Source organism: Erwinia sp. (assembly GCF_031978025.1).
GTDB lineage: Bacteria > Pseudomonadota > Gammaproteobacteria > Enterobacterales > Enterobacteriaceae > Erwinia.
This window is the reverse complement of record NZ_DALZCD010000058.1, coordinates 1-18,938: the sequence shown is the minus strand read 5'-3', so window position 1 is coordinate 18,938 and position 18,938 is coordinate 1. Positions and strand designations below refer to the sequence as shown.

The window sequence follows — 18,938 nt, the reverse complement described above, 5'->3', positions numbered from 1 at the left end:
ATCGTAGGCGGCTCGTTGATGGATAACGGCTTTAACAGCGGTAACCCGTCCGGCGTTATTCGTGCTTACGACGTCATCAGCGGTCGTCTGGTCTGGAACTTCGATCCGGCTAACCCGCAGCAAACGCAACCGCTGCCAGCGGGCCAGGCTTATCCTCAGGATACCCCGGTTGCATGGGCTACGCTGAGCGCCGATCTGAAAAATGGTTTGGTCTATGTGCCTTTCGGTAACGCTTCGCCTGATGAATTGGGTGGTCGCCGCGATGCCAACAGCAACACCGAGAAATTCCGCGATACTTTGGTCGCGCTGGACTTGAAAACCGGTGCCTTTAAATGGCGTTTCCAGTCGTCCAAAAATGACCTGTGGGACCGCGATAATCCTTCTCAGCCCTCCCTGCTGGATATCGACTATCAGGGCAGTCGTCAGCCTGTAGCGATCCTGCCAACCAAGACCGGCAACCTGTTTGTCCTGAATCGTTTGACAGGCCAGCCCGTCTATCCTGTCAATCAGGTCGACGTATCCACTAAAGGCGGCGTGCAGGGCGAGAAGTTTTCTCCCACCCAGCCCGTCTCGGCACTTAACTTTATCCCTGAACCGCTGAAAGAGAAGTCGATGTGGGGCCTGACGCCGTTTGATCAGATGGCCTGCCGCATTGAGTTTAAATCCATGCGCTATGATGGCAATCCGTGGACGCCTTCTACCGAAGCGGGCACGATCGTCTTCCCGGGGAATATCGGCGTCTTTAACTGGGGTTCAGTAGCGGTCGATCCGGAGCGACAGATCCTTATCGCTTCTCCGGTTCGTTTGGCCTACAAATACAACCTGATCAAGCGTACTCCGGAAACCGAGAAAAAACGGCTGTTTACGAAAGACGGCACGCCGTACTGGAACGAAAACTTTGACGGGGATTACGCCATCCATATCCAGCAGTTTGCATCCAGCCTGGGCATCCCCTGCATTGCACCGCCATGGGGCCGGATGGTGGGCGTGGATCTGACCACCGGCAAAACCGAATGGCTGCGCCGCGTGGGCACCACTAAAAACCTGAAAACCACCTTCCTGCCGGGGCGTTTCCCGATTGGCTTCCCAATGGGAATGGTAGCGCACGGCGGGCCGCTGACTACGGCGGGCGATCTGGTATTCCATGGCGCAACGGCGGATAATTTCTTCCGCGCTTACGACATCAATACGGGCGAGCTGCTGTGGCAAACCGAACTGCCGGCAGGCGGTCAGGCGACGCCAGCCACCTATATGGGGGCAGATAATAAGCAGTATGTGATTATCGCCGCTGGTGGTCACGGTTCACTGGGCACCAAAGCAGGCGACAGCGTTGTCGCCTGGCGCCTGAAGTAATACCTCCTACGGACGGCGAAAGCCGTCCGTTATTTCTCCTGCTCTATATCGCCGTGCTATCGACAACCGACCGGGCCCGCGATATGGCGTATCCTGCAGCAGACAAAGGCAGCTTTGCCGCAGCCAGACTCAGGCCCACAGCCGTGAACATGCACGCCGTTGACCATGTATGCTGTCCTGTTATCGCGTAGACCTCCATCCTCAGATCCTGCCTGACGGTCACCAGATCCTCATACGTCGGCGCGTATCTACTCGTGCGTAAAGTTCAATCAGGCTTTTCTGCATGGCGAATGCTTCGCCCCGGATGGCCAGCTCCCGAAGGTCGCTTTGGGTGGCAACCGTCTCCAGACGTTCCGTCAGCACCTGTAAATCGCTTTTGGTAGCAAAAGCACGCACAATCGGCACCTGTAAATCGTTTTAAGGGTATTCGTTTTGAACTGAGAAGCCAGTTCGCGGGTATCGCTTTTGGCAAAGGTGTCGGCCCGATTGGTCAATAACGCTAAATCAAGCGTTATCGGGTGCCTGTTCTGTTCCAGCCGGTTAAAACGGTTAACCTACTTATTTATCGGCTCTCCGCCCTGTACATTTCCCCTTGACCGTGCTTATTTCCCTTGCCGCTCATGGACGGCAATTTCCTTAACGCAGGCCTATCATAAAGCAAAGCAGAATGCCTTCTCCTGGCTCACTGCTCTATTATTGCTTGCCATTGGGATAAAAAAAGCATGTGCGGCTGCCGGAGAGCTTAACGCTGGATATTGAATGCGGCTTCAACTCTTTGTAAGCGGCTATGGGAGTGACATTTTTCTCTGAAGGGGCTTCATAGTAATGCACGAGGGAAAGTAAAATAAAAAAAGGCAGTCGGTTTTAACGCTGCCTTTTTAATAACATTAATCTGGTCGTTTAAACCTTAACTACATTTAACAAATGGTCGGACAGACGCAGGCTGAGCGCGGCGCCGGTTAAGGTTGGGTTCATGCAGGAAGCAGAGGGCATCACGCTGGTTCCGGCGATAAACAGGTTAGGATGGTCATGGCTCTGGCAGTGTTTGTTGACGACCGAATCTGCCGGGTTATCGCCCATGATAGTGGTGCCCATAATATGTTGCCGGTCCTGATAGCCCGTATCAATTTTCGAGATGTCGGCATTTAAAAGTCGGGCAAAGTTATCAAAATCTTTCAGGCCCTCCTGTTTGCCTGCATGCCAGTACTCGGTGACGCTGTAATATATTTCAGGTACGGGTATGCCTATTGCGTCTTTTTTAGTTTTGCTGGGAACGATACGGTTTTCCGGCAGCGGCAGCGTTTCAAAATCAATGGCGAAGTTAAGAGAACGAGCCGACATTCTTTTTAATTCTTCATCCAGCTTTGATCCCAGCACGCCTTTTTTAATTAGCGAGGCCGCGTAGTCTGCCGTGGGGACGGTATTCCGCACTTTTATTTTATAGCTGGGGAAATCCTTACGGAAATCGCCATCGCGATTGTTGAGATACACTAACAATTCAGTTGGCCCCTGGCCCGGCCAGACATCCTCGTTCATCATCACGTTCATGCTGATACCGGTATGGCCCATCAGATTCCGTCCGACCTGATCGGAGCGATTGGCAATGCCGTTTGGATACCGCTCAGAAGCAGACATCAGCAGCAGCTTGGGCGATTCAATGCCGTAGGCGGCCAGCACAAAGTAATTAGCGGTCAGATGATGATTACTGCCGTCGGGACGGCGATACCAGATGCCGCTGATTTGACCTTGTTCATCTGCTTCTATTTTATAAACGACCGAATTATCCAGCAGCTTTGCACCGTGGCGCTCCGCTTCATCAATATGCATTGAGCCATCATATTTGGCAGCAATGGGGCAAACGGGATTGCAGTTGTTATTGCCCGCACAGGCCGGGCGCTGGCCATAGGGTCGGGTGGCGCGGCCGTTGGGTTCCATCACCGGGTGATAGCCACCTTTTCCCAGCAGGGCGGAAAGCCGCTTAAAGAGATAGCTCGGCTCCAGCCCCTGCATGGGGAAAGGCGTAGAGCGCGGCGGCCAGGCTTCCCCACCGTGTCCGCTCTCGTCCTGGCCATCCATACCCGACACGCCCAGCTCTCGCTCGGCTTCCCCGTACCAGGGCTCCAGATCCTGATAGTTCACCGGCCAGTCGCGGCCCCGACCATACAGGGTTTGCAGCTTAAAATCGTTCGGGATCATGCGCCACAGTGCAGAGCCAAAATGCCAGGTGGTGCCGCCTACCACGCGCAGGTACTTGGTCGGGTATTTTACCGGCCCGGCCTGCTGCAAATAGTCGCCGTAAGTGGAAGGAACGTGCGGCAGATCGGGATAGGGCGAGCCCACCCCCTGCAGTTTCATATTGGTTAGCGACATTTTGAAAGGCGAATTGCGAAAGCGCTCGACGATCTCCTGACGCTTAATGCGCGGGCCGGCCTCGACGATAATGACCGATTTTCCCGCTTTTGCCAGCCGGGTAGCGACCAGGCCACCCATTACGCCGGAGCCAATGACGATCACGTCGGCATCGATATGTTTCATTGTTGATTCTCCCTTTTTGCCGTATCAGGATTATCGCCCCACGAGTCCGGGCCGCTGCCATAAGTGGGAACAACCAGAATGCCGCGCGTGGGGTCATACATCATGGCGTCGGCGTAGGCGATAAGTTCGCTTTTCACACCTTCGCCGACCACGCCGGTGTACCAGCTGCCGATAATCAGCGAGGCGGTGCTGAAGAGTGGCGTATCGCTGGCTGTTGCCTGCAAAAAATCATCCACGTGGGTAAAACGCTGCAGGGCAAGATAATCCGTCAGCGCGGCCAGGCGAGACGGGAAATCCGCATAATTACGCTCCAGCGCGGTACGGTAGCGCTCGCTGAGAATCGCGCTGACCGGTCGGCTGACCAGAAAGGCGGACAGCGCGGTAAAGTCGGTAGCGTCAGCAGGTCGGGCAGCCAGCTGACGCGGGAAAAGTGTGGCACAGCAGGCCGTGAGGGAAAGGGCGGCCATGCCCTTTAATAACCGGCGACGACCGGGGTTAGCTGGCTGCATGATGCCTCCTGTATCGACGGCGCAGTACCAGACCTGCCACGAGAACCACGCCAGCAAGCAGTAGCCCTGTTAGCACGGCGGGACGGGTTAATGTCATCAGTAAAGGCGTATCGCCGCCTTCTCGCAGTTCTTTCACACGCGCGGGCGTAACGATCACCGCCGGATTGCCAAAATTTTTCAGCACATAGTTGCTGACGTCGGCAATCTGCCGATCGCTGAGGCGAGTGGTAAAAGGAGCATCGGGGCCAAAGGCGGGCATGGCAACGTCGCCCCTGTGCACGCCAAACAGGATGGCGGAAACCAGATTATCGGGTCGTGCTGCGCCGGTAGCGCTGTTGTGGAAAAGGGAAGGGTAGCGATCGTTACCTTGTCCCTCAGCCTGATGACAGTTTGCGCAGCTGCCGCTGAAAACCTGCCAGCCAGGATCGCTTTGTCCGTTCTGACCACGTAACCGTTGCTCAGCGTCCGAGGCCTGCCCATAGCTGTCACGGGCGCGGTCAACGCCGTTGTTTACCGCCGGGATCTGGCGCAGGTAGGCGGTGATAGCCTGAATATCACCTTCGTTAAGATGAGCCAGACCGTGCTCGACCGCTTCCGCCATAGGGCCCGCCGCCTGAGCTTTAGCGATATGGCCGGTTTTCAGATAGCTCGCCAGCTCGTCGCGGCTCCAGCTACCGATGCCAGACTGAACATCCGGCGTAATGTTGGGCGCGTACCAGCTGCCGAGGCTGTTGCCAGAGAAAGCACGATCGTTGTTTTGCGCCATCAAAAAATTACGCGGCGTGTGGCAGGTATCGCAGTGTGCCAACGCATTAACCAGATAGTCTCCGCGATTGACTTCGACCGATTTATCCGGCTGCGGGACAAAGCGCTGATTTTCCGCGAACAGCCAGTTCCAGACGCTCATCGATGCGCGAATACTGAACGGAAAAGGCAGGTGCGTCTGCGGCGCGGCGCGATCTACCGGAGCAATGCCGTGCATAAAAAAGTGATAAAGCGCGTGGATATCCTCATCGCTGATTTTGTTATAGGCGGTATAAGGCATCGCGGGGTAGAGATGGCGGCCCTGTTTATCGATGCCCTCTCTGACCGCGCGTGCGAACTCCGCCTCACTGTATTCGCCAATGCCGTTACGAAGAGAAGGCGTAATATTACTGGCATAGATATCGCCCAGCGGGGAATGGATCGCATAGCCGCCCGCCATCGGCGCGCCCTGCTGGGGCGAGGTATGGCAGGCGCCGCAATCGGCCGCCACCGCAAGATATTTTCCCCTGGCGATAAGATCTTCCTCACCCGCAGGCTGCACGGCGGCAGACGCTATCCCGGTGAAAAGGATCAGGCTCATCGCCAAAGGCAGACTCGATCGTCTCACCTGACAGGCTCCTGTAAAAAAGAAAGGGTGCCGCCCTGTAGCCGGGCGGTTGATTAATAGGGACAGCGACAAACGGCCGCGCCGCTTGCCCTGAATCCGATCAGAGGAGTTCGTAATCGTTAAACGTCAGCGGTGTTTCTCCGCCATTAGTCAGCTCTACCTGGCCTGGCTGGGTCAACACGGCATCGCCGCGGTGCAGCCAGATTTCTTTATTGTGGTTAGGCTGACCGGGAATCGATTCCAGCAGGCGGCCTTCGGTAAAAAAGACGCGCACGCCCGGTCCGTGCTGGCTATAGAGCGTGGTGCTTTCGCCCGGCTGCAGGGTGACTTTCCAGCCCCTGACCGTTTTTTTATCCAGTACCTGCTGAAACAGGCCTGGTCGGGTCGTGCCGCCAAAGTTTTGTGGGCCGTTCTGCCTGATTTCAAAGGCCACCTGGTGATTCAGCGTGGTGCCGGTATTGGTGACTTTGTCGGTATCGGATTTGCCCTGATGCGCGCCGAACTTCACGTTGCCACTTTTCATTTCGGTATCTTTGGCGGGCTCATCAGGATAGGAAATATGCACCAGGCTGCCGTTGATATGGGTATTCACATAATCGAGGTGTTGCTCGTGAAACAGCGTGGACTGCCCGGGCCGGATCATCACGCGCATCACGGTGACGTACTGGTTTTCCAGAATGACGTGATGCAGCGGCTCCAGGTCGGTGGCAACTACTTTTTCTTCAGCGTGACCAGCAGGTACCGTCAGCGCGAACAGGCCCGTAGCGTACAGGGCGGAAAGGAAGGGATGTCTGCGTTTCATACTCACTCCTGTTATGACTGCCATTCCGGGCCCGTCCGGGCCCGTGTTGATTACTCTTCTACTAGCGATACCCAATTGGCGCCTTTGCCCGTGGCATAGCGCCCGTTAAGCGTCAGCGCGCCGGATTTCGGGTCGATAGAGTAGAGGGAAAGCTGGGTCGACTTTTGCCCGGACTCGATCAAAAAGCGGCCGCTGCTGTCGATAGCAAAGCCGCGCGGCTGCTGCTCGGTTTTGATACTGGTGATATAGGTCAGGTGCCCGTCATGAGGATCGACGGAAAAAGAGGAAAGGGTACTGCTGGTGCGCTCGGTAGAATAAAGAAAGCGCCCGTCCGGGGTGAGATGAATATCCGCCTGCCAGATGCGCGGTTTAGGGGTGGCCGGCAGATTGTCATCGCCCGTTAACGGGCGCGCTTCGCCGCGCTGCATATCCTCTTTAGGCGAAACGGAGTTGACCGTGGCAACCGGCGTCGTGGTGCCGTCGGCGTTTAGCGTCAGCTGGCTGATATTGCCTGCCATTTCGGTCAGCACATAGAGGCTGCGTTTGCCCTGGCTGTCCAGATTGGGCGCGATAACAAAATGCCTTGGGCCGGTTGCCGCCTCGTTCTGAATATTGACGAAAGGCGGATCGTTGGGGGTCACCTTGCCGCTGTTGGCGTCAAAGCGGTACTGCAAAAGCTGATCGGCACCCAGCAGCGTAACAAAAAGGAAATGGTTGCCGGGATCGACCTGAATAGCGTGCGCGCGCTTGCCGGTATGGACTACCTGTACCGGTTGCGCCTGCACCAGGCCCTTGCTGTCGATACGATTAATGCTGAAAAGATCGCCGCCGTAGGAGGCGCTCAATAAAAAATGCCCCTGCTTATCCAGCGAAAGATAAGCCATGCTTTCCGGCAGCGGCGACTGCCCGGCTTTAACCAGCTGGCCATCGGGCTGGATATGGTAAGCCACCACGCTGTAAGGCTTGCTGCGCACCGAGACATACAGCATCTTTTTATCGGGCGAGACAACGGAAGACATCGCTTTGGCGCCCGCCGGGAAGCTGCCGATCGGCACCAGCGCTTTTTTCGTTTTATCCAGCTGATAACCGGTAACGGTGCCGCTCTCGGCGTTGGAAACATAGACCAGACTCTGTGCCTGGGCGCTACCTGTCAGCGCCGCCAGCGAGAGCAGCACGCCTGCGTAAATTTTTTTCATTATTATTTCCTTGTAGGGTAAAAAGCATTACCAGCGCACGGTGAAAACATCGCAAAGTTCCGCGACATCGCTGTCGCCGAGCGGCTGAGGTTTGACCGCGGTCTGCCGCCACAGGCGAACCGTTTCCTCCAGCTCTTCCAGCGCGAAGCAGGCAGAAAGCACCGAATGGCTCCAGATGACCGGGCCAAGCCGTTCCAGCATCACACCACGCACCTCGCAGGCGAGCCCTGCTACCTGTTCCGCCACCTGCGGCGCACCGGGACGGCAGTAGCGGATCAGCGGAATACGGCCAACCTTCATGACCTGGTAGGGCGTAATCGGCGGCAGGATGCTTTCCGGCTGCCACACGCCTTCCAGCGTCAGCCCGACCAGGTTAGTCGAGTGCGTATGCACCACGCCCTGCACCTGCGGGTTACGGTCATAAACCTGGCGGTGCAGCAGCAGCGTTTTTGAAGGCTTATCGCCCGACAGCCATTCGCCTTCACGGCTGACCTTAGCAATTTGCTGCGGCACCAGGCGGCCCAGGCAGGCATCGGTAGGCGTAATTAGCCAGCCATCTTCCAGACGAGCGCTGATATTTCCTGCGGTGCCGACGGTGTAGCCGCGCTCGTAAAGGCTTCTGCCAGCCTGACAGATCTCTTCACGCAGCTGCTGTTCAGTAGTCATTGCTTCTCTCCGTTTCCGGGTTAAATTTTGTGGTCGGCCGTGACGACTTTACTGGCCGTTTCATCCTTTTTTATCGCCAGCGGCTCTACTTTGCCCATGATGAACATAAAATTAAGCGCGCCGAACAGGCAGATGCCGCCCGCCACCAGCAGCGGCACCACAAAAGAGCCGTGGCTGAGCGTCAGCATCAATCCGGTAAAGGAGGCGGTAACGATCCCGGCCAGATTACCGGCAAAGTTTTGAATGCCGCCCAGGGTACCCACGTAACCCGCGCTGGGCGCAACGTCGGCGGGAAGGGTCCAGATATTGGCGGCGGTAAAGGCCAGCCCTGCGTAAGTCAGTGAAAACAGCGTGAGGATCAGGGGAATACTGTTGGTAAAGGCGGCAAAGGCAATGACCGAAGAGAGCAGCATACCGCCGATCAGGCAGGATTTACGGGCCGTGGTCAGGGAAAAACCCCGGCGATAAAGCCAGTCGGAGGTCAGGCCGCCCAGCAGGCTGCCCGGAATGCCCATCAGCGCCGGGATCGCGCCCAGCGTGCCCAGCTCCTTCAGTGAAAAACCGTGTGCCATCGTCAGGTAGGTTGGAAACCAGGTCACGAAAAAATAGGTGGCGAAGTTCATGCAAAAGAACCCAATCATCATTCCCCACACGGTGCGATAGCGAAACAGGCCGGCGATACGCACTTTTTCGTTTTTTCCCAGCGTCTGTACGCTGCGGTCAGCCAGCAGATTCTGACGCTCCTGTTCCTTCAGGCCCTTCATCTCTTCCGGTTCACGGTAGAAAAGCAGCCAGATGGCTACCCAGATCAGGCCCAGCGCGCCGGTGACGATAAAAGAGGTTTCCCAGTCCCAGGTGCTAATCAACCAGGCAACCAGTGGCAGGGCGATGGCACTGCCCGCCCGCGGACCCGCATCAAAAATGCCGCTGGCGGTGGCGCGTTCCTTTTTAGCGAACCACGAGTAAACCACCTTGGCACAGCCCGGATAGCCGCCTGACTCCCCCAGGCCCAGCATCAGGCGCGAGGCAAAAATCGAGGTGAAGCCCCGCCCAAAAGCGGTAAATACGGTAAACAGTGACCACCAGCCTACGGCAATGGCTAATCCGGTACGCGCGCCCAGGCGGTCAATCAACCGGCCGGCGGGGATTTGCATCAGCGCGTAGGTCCAGAAAAACGCGCCCAGAATCAGGCCCATACTGGTGTCATCCAGCCCGAGATCTTTTTTAATATGCGGGGCGGCGATGGCTAAATTAATCCGATCTATGTAGTTGATGGCGATGGCGAAAAAGCAGAACGCGATCATTAGCCAGCGGATCCGCGGGTATCTACGCATGGTGAATTCCTTTATGATTTCGGGACCATTACGGACGGGCGCGTCCGTTTGAATGTTGTGTTTTAGTAAAGTTCTTTCAGTATTTGATAATATGATGTTAAAAGTAAGCGATTACAAAATTCAGTCAAGCAAAAAGTAAGCGCTTTCAAAACGAGGTATTGGTTGTCTGTAAATTTTGTGGGCAACGTCACTAATTTCGCTCTGGAGTCCAAGATGTCCGATAAGCCATCGCCATCCGCCCGCGTCTCGCTGGACGATGTTGCCCTGCGCGCGGGGGTATCCACCGCTACGGTTTCAAGGGTGCTGAACGGCAGCGCCTCTGTCCGGCAATCGCGCCGGGAGGCAGTTGAACGCGCCTGTGAAGAGCTGGGCTATGTCATTAACCGCGCCGCCCGCACGCTGGCCTCACGTCGCAGCATGACGATTGGCGCAGTGGTGCCTACGCTGGCGACGGAAACGTTCTCCCGACCGCTGGCGGCTTTTCAGCAGCGGATCCACCAGTCGGGCTATACCATGCTGCTGGCCAGTTCCGACTTCGACCCGGATACCGAGCTGAAAGAGGTTAACAAGCTGGTGGAATACGGTATTGACGCGCTGATGCTGGTGGGCAACAGCCATCACCCGCGCCTGTGGGAGCGGATTGCGCAACAGAATATTCCCTGTATTCAGACGTTTTCTGTGGATACGCGCTATCCCAGCGTGGGGTACGACAACGAACTGGCGGCAGGTGAACTGGCCGCACACCTGCTGGCGCTCGGACATAAGGTCTTTGGCGTCATCGTCGGGACACCACCGTCAAACGACCGCGTATCGGATCGTATTACCGGCACGCGCCAGTCGCTGGCGGCGGCGGGCCTGACGCTGGACGAAGCCAATCTGGTTAACAGCGCTTTCACCATGAACGACGCGCGTGAGGCCATGTTCCGCCTGTTGGACGGGCCAAATCCGCCTACGGCGGTGATTTGCGGCAACGATCTGCTGGCTTTTGGCGCCATGCGGGCGGCCAGCGAACGTTATCTGCGCATCCCCAACGATATTTCGATTACCGGCTTCAACGACTATGAATATGCCGAGCATCTGGAACATCCGCTGACGACCATGCGCGTGGAGTTGGATCGTATTGGTGAGGTGGCTGCAGATTATCTGTTAGCCACGCTGAATGGTGAAGCTGCACCTGTGCAAACCCAGCTGAAACCCGAGCTTATCGTGCGAGGCAGTACAGGGTCCGCACCGCGCACGACAAAAGGCTAAACCTGATGCCGGGCCGTCAGTCCGTAGGCGGCAAAGGCCTGCATCGCTTCCTTTTCCCGTAAAAAATGGAGCAGGGCGGCGGCATCATCAGGCCTGGCCGCCCGGCTAAACACGCCGCCGGAAAAAGAGAGAACCTTTTGCGCTCCCGGCGGCAGCGGGCCAATCACCTTGATCCCTTTTACCATCAGAAGTTCGCTGATTTGCTGTACGGCAATGTCCGCCGTCCCCTCCAGCAGCTGTGCAGCGGTAAAGCCTTCTGCGATCGTCGTGGCACGCGCGTTTATTTCTTCTTCAATCCCTAAATTTTTTAACAGAGTTTGAAAATAAATACCGCTCGCGCCGCCCAGTGAATAGGCCACCGATTTTGCTGCCAGCAGAGCCTGGGTGAAAGACGCGACGTTGCTGATATCGGGCGCGACGGCATCGGGCAGCATGGCCAGACCCAGCGGGGAATCCACCAGTTCTACCCGACTATCGGCTGCCACCATGCCTTTGGCAATCAGTCTGTCCATTGCCTCACTGGTGACGATAACCGCATCCGCCGTCGCGCCACCGGCAATCGTGCTTTCGATGACCGAGGTCGGCTTCCAGTCAATAGTCAGCGGCGCGGCATGACTGCGCAGCCAGGCCTGTTCCACGGCCGCGAAGGGCGCGCGAATAGCCAGCACGCTGAAAAGGCGAAGTGTCTCTTTGCTCATGCCAGAGTTCCTGTTTTACGCAGATAGCTGCTGTCCAGCTCGCCAGGGGTGCGAACGCCGATCAGCGCCAGATCCCGGTCAATTTCATCGCGAAGAATATGCATGGCGTGCTCAACGCCCGCCTGGCCGCCAATTACCGCGCCATAAAGGAACGGCCTGCCCAAAAAGACAAAGTCCGCCCCCAGCGCCATCGCTTTCATTACGTCAGTGCCGCGACGAATACCGCTGTCAATAATGACCTTCATTGCGCCTTTATTCGCTGCAATCTCCGGCAGAGTCAGCAACGGCGGCACGGTATGGTCGAGCTGGCGACCGCCATGATTGGACAGGATTACCGCATCCGCGCCCAAATCGCGGGCGATGAAAGCATCCTCTGGCGACATAAGGCCCTTGATAACCAGATTGCCCCGCCACTTTTTCCGGATCGCCTCGACATGCTTCCAGCTCAGTTTATCGCGAGCCTGGGTATTGCGTACTTTGGCTGACATCATCGGCGGCCCGCGCTCGGCATCGGTATTTTCAAAATGCGGCGCGCCGTGGCGCAAAAAGGTTTGTGCCACCGTGCCCAGCAGCCAGCGCGGGTTCATGGCGCTTTGCAAAGCCACTTTTGGCGTGATTTTAATCGGCATACTGAAGCCGCTGCGCGTGTTGTGTTCGCGATTGCCCAGCATCGGCGTATCGCCGGTAACCACCAGCGTCTTATAGCCTGCGGCGGCAACGCGATCCAGCAGCCGATCGATACGCGGCTGATCGCCGGCCAGATAAGCCTGAAACCAGGCATCCGGGTTGGCAGCGTGCACGTCTTCCAGTTTGATTAAGGATGAGGCACTGAGGATCATCGGTACGCCCATCTCTTTGGCCGCCTTTGCCAGTGCGATATCTGCCTGGTAAGCGACAAAAGAAGCACCACCAAGTGGCGCAACGCCAAAAGGATGCTGATAAGTCTGTCCAAACAAAGTGGTGCGCTGATCGCGGCCGGAGACGTCCCGAAACATGCGGGGCACAAAAGTATATTGCCGGTAGGCTTCAAAATTACCGGCAATGCCACGGCCTGTTTCGACGCCGCCCGCCACATATTGATAAATCATATCTGGCAGGCGGCGGCGGGCGTAACGTTCAAAATCGTCCAGCGCCAGCAAATCGCGAAAAGGACGGGGGACTGCCTTCAGCGCCGGATTGCCGACGGTGGGCGCCGCGCCTGGCGGGACGACGGCGGCAGAGTGATTAGCAGATGAAGTCATAGGCATTCTCGGATCCAGGGTTAGCGATAACGCAGAGCGTGATGAATAAAAAAGCACTTTATTTTGTAAGCGCTTTCAATTCTGGCTAATCATCTCTAACATTTCAATAACAGTCCGACTGCATTAAGGCGAATTTATGTGACGCAGTTCACTTTACAGAGACATTTGTAAGCCCTTACATTAAACCATTGCCGTGGGATCGGCCTACGCCCCAGGAGAAGCACATGAACAGAATTATTTTACTGCACGCCACGCCGGTTGCGATGGCGCCTATACATAACGCGTTCAGCGACATCTGGCCGGAGGCGGAAACCGTCAACCTGCTGGATGATGGGCTTTCTCTGGATCGCGCCCGGGAAAGCGAACTGTCAGCCGGGTTAACTGAACGTTTTGTGCAGTTGGGCAAATATGGCTTTGCGCAGCAGGCGCAGGGTATTTTGGTTACCTGCTCCGCATTTGGCCCGGCCATCGATCGCCTGAGCGAGGCGCTGCCGGTGCCGGTGCATAAGCCCAACGAAGCAATGTTTATGGAAGCAGTGGCGCAGGGCAACCATATTGGGATGCTGGCGACTTTTGGCCCGGCCGTGGAAACCATGACCGAGGAATTTAACGACTATGTGGCGCAGCAGGGATCGGCGGCGAAGCTGACCACGCTGCTGGTGGCGGAGGCTATCGATCTGTTAAAGAAAGGCGATGCGGAGAGTCACAATCGGCTGGTTGCGGCACGAGCTAAAGAGCTGGCGCACTGCGACGTGATTATGCTGGCGCATTTTTCTACTTCCCGTGCGGCTGAAAGCGTCCGTCAACAGGTCACGATCCCGGTGCTGACCGCACCGCATGCCGCCGTCAAACGAATGAAAGCCAGCGTGCTTGCTGCGGGCGGGAGGTAATCGATGTTAATTGGCGTAATTGCAGATGATTTTACCGGGGCCAGCGATATTGCCGTGACGCTGGCGAAAGGGCTGGTCGGCGAGGGCGGGCTGCAGACCACACAGTATACCGGTGTGCCGACGATGCCCGCCGGGGCGGAGGTGGAAGCGGGCGTGGTGGCGTTAAAAAGCCGTTCTGTTTCTGCCAGCGAGGCGGTGGAACAGGCGCTGGCGGCCTGTCGATGGCTGCTGGATCAGGGCTGCGAACAGATTGTCTTTAAGTATTGCTCAACCTTCGATTCCACGGATCAGGGGAATATTGGGCCGGTAACGGACGCGCTGGCGGCGCTGTTGGAAGTGAATAGTGTCGTGATGTGTCCGGCTTTCCCGGCGCTGGGTCGCACGGTTTATCAGGGGCATCTTTTTGTGCACGATAAGCCGCTTAACGAGTCCGGCATGGAACATCACCCGCTGACGCCAATGACAGATGCGGATCTGCGGCGTGTGCTGCGGCGGCAAAGCGCCAACCCGGTTGCGCATATCCCATGGCAAACCGTGATGCAGGGCAGCCAGGCTTTACAGCAGGAGATTAACGTCCCGCAAACGCGCACCTTGCTGATTGTTGATGCGATTAGCGAGCACGATCTTATTACTATTGGTCGTGCCTGTACGGGCGCGAAACTTGTTACGGGTGGATCGGGAATTGCGCTGGCATTGCCGCATAATTTTATTGCTCAGGGGCGGGCAAGAGGAAAACAGGCGCAGGCTCCCCTTGTTGACGGGCCGGAAGCTATTCTGGTCGGTAGCTGTTCCGGGGCGACGCGTCTACAGATAGCCGAACATCAGAAAAACCATCCGGTGATGATGATTGAGGTAAAAGATGTGCTGAGCGGCGAAACAGGGCCAGCGCAGCTGGTCGCTTTTATCACTGAACATCAGGGACAGGCTCCGCTGGTCTATTCCTCTGGCGATCCTGATGCGGTAAAGCTTGTGCAGCAGCAGTACGGTCGGGAGCAGGTGGCGGCGGCACTGGATAAGCTGTTCGGCGAGACGGCGAAGCGACTGGTGGCTGGCGGTACGCGACGCATTGTGGTCGGCGGAGGAGAAACCTCCGGCGCAGTGGTCAGTGCATTAGCATTAGGCGCACTGACTATCGGTGCTGAAATAGATACCGGCGTGCCGTCAATGGTGTCACGCGGCAGCCAGCCCGTTGCGCTTGCCCTGAAGTCGGGCAATTTTGGCGGTAAAGACTTTTTTGCCAGGGCCGTCGCCGCATTGCGAGGGGGGCACTGACAAGCCCCTTGCACGCATAAAAAAGCCGCCCGTAGGCGGCCATATTGCGGCAGGGCTATTACAGCGTGCCGGTACCGCCATCGGAGCACCAGACCTGACCGGAGGTGTAGCTGGTTTCGGTGGAGGCCAGCGTCACATAAAGCGGGGCAATTTCCGCTGGCTGGCCCGGACGGCCCAGCGGGGCGGTGCCGCCAAACTGCTGTACTTTTTCCTGGGGCTGACCGCCGCTGGACTGCAGTGGCGTCCAGTATGGGCCAGGCGCAACCGCATTCACGCGGATACCTTCTTCGCCCAGCTGCTGCGCCAGCGCTTTAGTAAAGGCGGCGATAGAAGCTTTGGTTTGCGCATAGTCCAGCAGAATGGCGCTCGGGCTATAAGCCTGCACGGAAGAAGTGTTAATAATGGCGCCGCCTCGTGGGAGATGATCCACGGCTGCTTTAGTAATCCAGAACATCGCATAAACGTTGGTTTTAAACGTGGCGTCAAAATCTTCGGTGCTCAGTGTGCGGATCGATTCGTTGTACTGCTGGCGTCCGGCGTTGTTAACCAGAATATCCAGACCGCCCAGCTGGCTTACCGCGTCGCTGACCAGCTTTTTACAAAACTCTTCGGAACGAATATCGCCCGGCAGCGCGACGGCTTTACGGCCTTCGGCTTCAATCAGCTTGATAACTTCCACTGCATCCGATTCTTCTTCCGGCAGGTAGCCGATAGCCACATCTGCCCCTTCACGGGCATAGGCGATAGCAACCGCCCGACCAATACCGGAATCACCGCCGGTGATCAAGGCTTTACGCCCCTGCAGGCGACCCGATCCGCGGTAAGTTTTTTCACCGTGATCGGGTAGGGGGATCATTTTGCTGGCAAGGCCTGGCGCCTGTTGCGGTTGCTCCGGGAACGGCGGGGTCGGATAGTCAACGGTCAGCAGGGATTTTGATTGTTCGCTCATGATGTTTTCCTTCATCGGTGTTGAATCGAAAGCATAAGCCTGGCACAAATGTGATGTTTGTCACGTTAGGCCGTAAAAATTATCACGAAAAATCGCTATTTCCGCTCCTGATTAAGATTGTTTAGCTTAAAGGAAAAGTTTTTCTGGTAGAGTATGCCGCTAATTAAATCCTACGTTAAATAATATTTTTATGTTATTTGGTGGCGTGTTCGTTTTTCCCTTTCGGGGGGAGTGAAAGTGCAATGGCAAGGCTGTTTTTGATAAAGGTTATTAGTTATGTTGAATATTGAAACAGATTGTTGGCTTAATGTTGTAATAAGCTGGGTTAATTTTCTTGTATTTAGTCTGAGCGCCTTTGAATTTTATAAGTATTACCGGGGAACATGCTATTTCCTTCTGCCCTTTACCATTATTAACATCACTGCCGCCATTGCGCTGACGCTGCTGCTCTTCTGCCTCTCCGATTTGCAAAGAATGGTAAGAACAAGAACGGTGATAGTGGCAGCTACGCCCTCCGTGCTGGTTATTATGCTTTTCGCTTTTTTTGTTGTGCAGCAAGCTGTTAACTGGATGTTTTTTTATACCTGAGGGCTTGAGGAATTTAACGGTATCCCTTTTGTTATAATAAGTTATTAAAAATATCATAATTGAATGTTTTATTTCACCAGGTTGGCCGTAATGTTAAATCCTGCCGGGGTTATCGGCGTGCTTTCAGGTTGAAAAATTTACGTTTGCACAAAAAATTGCGGATAACGATCTGGCATGGTGGGGTTTAAGCTATCTTCGCCATAATCCAGGCGGCGGGAAAAGACGGGTGGCGAACAACAGTTGCCAGCCCGTCGCTTCTCCTTAATCAGTCCCTATTGTAATTTATAATGATACGAGGTACGGACGTTGAAATTTCACTCCAGTCCGGTTTTTCGCCTGACATAATGGCTGTGCGCTGCCGCTGAGTCGGCTTACGCATCATGTCAGGCATCGTTGGTGAATAGAGAATGTCTACTTTATCACGGTCCAGATTTTCAATAGCGCAGCCAGAAAGACACAGCGTGCCCAGCGCCAATAAAATTTCCCTTTTTTTCATTCACTCTTTCCTTGTGATTTTTACGATTTATCATCAGTAATAATTAACGAAACATCGGCTTCTACCACACCCTCGGCCATGCCTTCCGCCATTTTATGCTCAATAGCCTGGCTGGCGTTCAGTAACATTCTGTTGGATTCGCTGGCGAGCAGTTGGTCTGTTTCGCTGTCTTGTAAGTTAGTGCAGCTTTTATAGACGGTTTTAAAAAGCAGATTGCCATTGTCGTTTAACTGCTTTAGGCCTGCCAGTTCGTCGGAGCGAATATACGGCCTGTTCAAATTCCCTACGGAAGAAGGATGCAATAAGAACACAGCCGCAGGCATAACCAGCCTCTCTTTAGCGGCGCAATACATCAGTGTTGCTGATGATGCGGTCATAGCAATATTGACGGTAGTAATGGGGACCGCCGATTTTTTTATCGCCTGATAAAGCAAATAGCCGCTGTCCATATCCCCGCCGTAGCTGTTGATATAAAGCGTAATTTTTTTTAGCTCTGGCGAGGTATAGTGTAATCTGTCCAGCGCTTCGATAAGCTCCAGCGCTTTATTGGGTATGATTTCACCATTAAAAATTATGCGGGCTGTGGTGAATTTCACCGGCCTGATATCGGCACGTTGCGTCAGGGAAATTGCTGCATGGGCTGGAACCATAACCGTACTTATCCATCCGGCAAGGGCGATTGCCGCAGTTAATGTTCTTTTCATTATTATCCTTAATAATGCGTACATAAACGAAGTGTTATTGCCCTTACAGATTAGCATTACTCGGGGTAATAAACTTTGAGGTAAGGCAAAGAGTGAAAGGTAATAAGAGTCTGGTAGGAACTAATCCGACTCACAGCATGAAACGATAGCCGACACCGGTTTCCGTGCGCAGGTGGCGTGGCCGGGCCGGATCCGCCTCCAGCTTCTGACGCAGATGCCCCATGTAAATCCGCAGATAGTGGCTGTGTTCCGAGGCGTTTGGCCCCCAAACTTGCACCAACAGCTGGCGCTGCGTCATCACCTTGCCATGATTGTTCAGCAGGACGGCAAGCAGCCTGAACTCGGTTGGCGTAAGGTGCAGCGCTTCGCCCGCGCGGGTAATACTTCTTGCCGCCAGATCGACCTGCACATCGGAAAAGGAGAAAACCGGATCGTTTTGCGTATCGTGCTGGGTACGACGCAGCGCTACCCGCAGCCGCGCCTCCAGTTCGCCAATACCGAAAGGTTTGGTCAGATAATCATCGGCGCCCGCATCCAGCGCGGCGATCTTATCTTCCTCTTCGCTGCGGGCAGAGAGCACTATCACGGGTTTCTGGCTCCACTGGCGAAACTCCCTGAGAAAGGTAAGGCCGTCGCCATCCGGCAGACCTAAATCCAGGATCACCAGGTCTGGTTTACGGGTAGCGGCTTCCAGCAGCCCGCGCTGTAGCGTACCGGCATCGAAAACTCGTAGGGCGCTGCCTTCCAGCGCGATGCGCAGAAAACGGCTTATCTCTTTTTCATCTTCAATAATCAGAACGGTCGTCACAACGCTTCACCTGTTTCTTCTATGTCCGGCAGCGGCACCTGCGTCAGGCTGATTTTGAAGCTCGCGCCGCCTTCTGGACGTTGATGGGCAGTAATCACGCCGCCATGCACTTCAACAATCGCCTGACAAATCGCCAGACCCAGGCCGACGCCAGGAATAGCCGATTCCCGATCGCCCCGGGTAAATTTAGCAAAAAGCGCCTGCTCCTGACCAGCGGGTAAACCCGGACCGCTGTCCCAGACCTCAATAGCCAGTTCGCCCGGGCGAGTTTGCG

At 55.6% G+C, this 18,938-nt stretch carries 20 protein-coding genes; 5 read left to right on the top strand and 15 right to left on the bottom strand.

The window, feature by feature from the left end:
• Positions 1 to 1,353: PQQ-binding-like beta-propeller repeat protein (locus RTK32_RS06775; RefSeq protein WP_312042712.1), on the top strand; the 1,353-nt coding region annotated here is incomplete at its 5' end.
• Between the two features lie 219 nt (positions 1,354 to 1,572).
• Here RTK32_RS06775 and RTK32_RS06770 read toward each other — a convergent pair.
• The 8 genes from RTK32_RS06770 to RTK32_RS06735 all read right to left on the bottom strand — a co-directional run bounded on the left by RTK32_RS06770 (position 1,573) and on the right by RTK32_RS06735 (position 9,767).
• Positions 1,573 to 1,749 carry a hypothetical protein gene (locus RTK32_RS06770; protein ID WP_312042711.1) on the bottom strand — a complete coding sequence of 59 codons (177 nt, stop codon included), beginning with the start codon at positions 1,747 to 1,749 and terminating at the stop codon, positions 1,573 to 1,575.
• Positions 1,750 to 2,253: 504 nt separating this feature from the next.
• On the bottom strand, positions 2,254 to 3,888 hold the full coding sequence (locus RTK32_RS06765; RefSeq protein ID WP_312042710.1) for a GMC family oxidoreductase: 1,635 nt from the start codon (positions 3,886 to 3,888) through the stop codon (positions 2,254 to 2,256).
• Positions 3,885 to 4,397, bottom strand: coding sequence for a sugar dehydrogenase complex small subunit (locus tag RTK32_RS06760; protein WP_312042709.1), 513 nt, complete (start codon positions 4,395 to 4,397; stop codon positions 3,885 to 3,887). The genes RTK32_RS06765 and RTK32_RS06760 overlap by 4 nt, the downstream gene beginning before the upstream one ends.
• Entirely contained in the window at positions 4,384 to 5,742 is a 1,359-nt protein-coding gene (locus RTK32_RS06755; protein ID WP_312042714.1) for a c-type cytochrome, read from the bottom strand. Before RTK32_RS06755 ends, RTK32_RS06760 begins: the two co-directional genes overlap by 14 nt.
• A 127-nt stretch (positions 5,743 to 5,869) precedes the next feature.
• The gene (locus tag RTK32_RS06750) at positions 5,870 to 6,571 is read right to left on the bottom strand and encodes a hypothetical protein (protein WP_312042708.1); all 702 of its coding nucleotides are present in this window, start codon (positions 6,569 to 6,571) and stop codon (positions 5,870 to 5,872) included.
• Positions 6,572 to 6,621: 50 nt separating this feature from the next.
• Entirely contained in the window at positions 6,622 to 7,767 is a 1,146-nt protein-coding gene (locus RTK32_RS06745; protein ID WP_312042707.1) for a beta-propeller fold lactonase family protein, read from the bottom strand.
• 27 nt (positions 7,768 to 7,794) lie between these two features.
• Positions 7,795 to 8,433, bottom strand: coding sequence for an aldolase (locus RTK32_RS06740; RefSeq protein WP_312042706.1), 639 nt, complete (start codon positions 8,431 to 8,433; stop codon positions 7,795 to 7,797).
• A gap of 20 nt (positions 8,434 to 8,453) precedes the next feature.
• A complete protein-coding gene (locus RTK32_RS06735) occupies positions 8,454 to 9,767 on the bottom strand; it encodes an MFS transporter (RefSeq protein ID WP_312042705.1) in 1,314 nt (437 codons plus the stop codon).
• Positions 9,768 to 9,980: 213 nt separating this feature from the next.
• Here RTK32_RS06735 and RTK32_RS06730 point away from each other — a divergent pair, with 213 nt between their 5' ends.
• Complete coding sequence (locus tag RTK32_RS06730; protein ID WP_312042704.1) at positions 9,981 to 11,018, top strand: LacI family DNA-binding transcriptional regulator; 1,038 nt, start codon at positions 9,981 to 9,983, stop codon at positions 11,016 to 11,018.
• Here RTK32_RS06730 and RTK32_RS06725 read toward each other — a convergent pair.
• Positions 11,015 to 11,716: a substrate-binding domain-containing protein gene (locus RTK32_RS06725; RefSeq protein ID WP_312042703.1), complete on the bottom strand. Its 702-nt coding sequence runs from the start codon at positions 11,714 to 11,716 to the stop codon at positions 11,015 to 11,017. The genes RTK32_RS06730 and RTK32_RS06725 overlap by 4 nt on opposite strands.
• Positions 11,713 to 12,957 carry an alpha-hydroxy acid oxidase gene (locus RTK32_RS06720; RefSeq protein WP_312042713.1) on the bottom strand — a complete coding sequence of 415 codons (1,245 nt, stop codon included), beginning with the start codon at positions 12,955 to 12,957 and terminating at the stop codon, positions 11,713 to 11,715. The genes RTK32_RS06725 and RTK32_RS06720 overlap by 4 nt, the downstream gene beginning before the upstream one ends.
• Before the next feature lie 224 nt (positions 12,958 to 13,181).
• Between RTK32_RS06720 and RTK32_RS06715 the strand changes: the two genes are divergently transcribed.
• Positions 13,182 to 13,847: an aspartate/glutamate racemase family protein gene (locus tag RTK32_RS06715; protein ID WP_312042702.1), complete on the top strand. Its 666-nt coding sequence runs from the start codon at positions 13,182 to 13,184 to the stop codon at positions 13,845 to 13,847.
• Positions 13,848 to 13,850: 3 nt separating this feature from the next.
• Positions 13,851 to 15,119, top strand: coding sequence for a 3-oxo-tetronate kinase (gene otnK / locus RTK32_RS06710; protein ID WP_312042701.1), 1,269 nt, complete (start codon positions 13,851 to 13,853; stop codon positions 15,117 to 15,119).
• A gap of 58 nt (positions 15,120 to 15,177) precedes the next feature.
• Here the strand turns inward: otnK and RTK32_RS06705 are convergent, their stop codons facing one another.
• Positions 15,178 to 16,068, bottom strand: coding sequence for an SDR family oxidoreductase (locus RTK32_RS06705; protein WP_312042700.1), 891 nt, complete (start codon positions 16,066 to 16,068; stop codon positions 15,178 to 15,180).
• Between the two features lie 276 nt (positions 16,069 to 16,344).
• Here RTK32_RS06705 and RTK32_RS06700 point away from each other — a divergent pair, with 276 nt between their 5' ends.
• Positions 16,345 to 16,656 (top strand): hypothetical protein, encoded by a 312-nt coding sequence (locus RTK32_RS06700; protein WP_312042699.1) that lies wholly within the window; start codon positions 16,345 to 16,347, stop codon positions 16,654 to 16,656.
• Positions 16,657 to 16,921: 265 nt separating this feature from the next.
• On the opposite strand, the gene RTK32_RS06695 is transcribed toward RTK32_RS06700, so the two are convergent.
• The 4 genes from RTK32_RS06695 to RTK32_RS06680 all read right to left on the bottom strand — a co-directional run.
• Entirely contained in the window at positions 16,922 to 17,152 is a 231-nt protein-coding gene (locus tag RTK32_RS06695; protein ID WP_312042698.1) for a hypothetical protein, read from the bottom strand.
• A 20-nt stretch (positions 17,153 to 17,172) separates the two neighbouring features.
• The gene (locus RTK32_RS06690) at positions 17,173 to 17,856 is read right to left on the bottom strand and encodes an ATP-dependent Clp protease proteolytic subunit (protein WP_312042697.1); all 684 of its coding nucleotides are present in this window, start codon (positions 17,854 to 17,856) and stop codon (positions 17,173 to 17,175) included.
• 130 nt (positions 17,857 to 17,986) lie between these two features.
• Positions 17,987 to 18,664, bottom strand: coding sequence for a two-component system response regulator KdpE (gene kdpE, locus RTK32_RS06685; protein ID WP_312042696.1), 678 nt, complete (start codon positions 18,662 to 18,664; stop codon positions 17,987 to 17,989).
• A partial coding sequence (locus tag RTK32_RS06680; RefSeq protein ID WP_312042695.1) for an ATP-binding protein occupies positions 18,661 to 18,938 on the bottom strand: 278 nt, incomplete at its 5' end. The genes kdpE and RTK32_RS06680, both read right to left, overlap by 4 nt.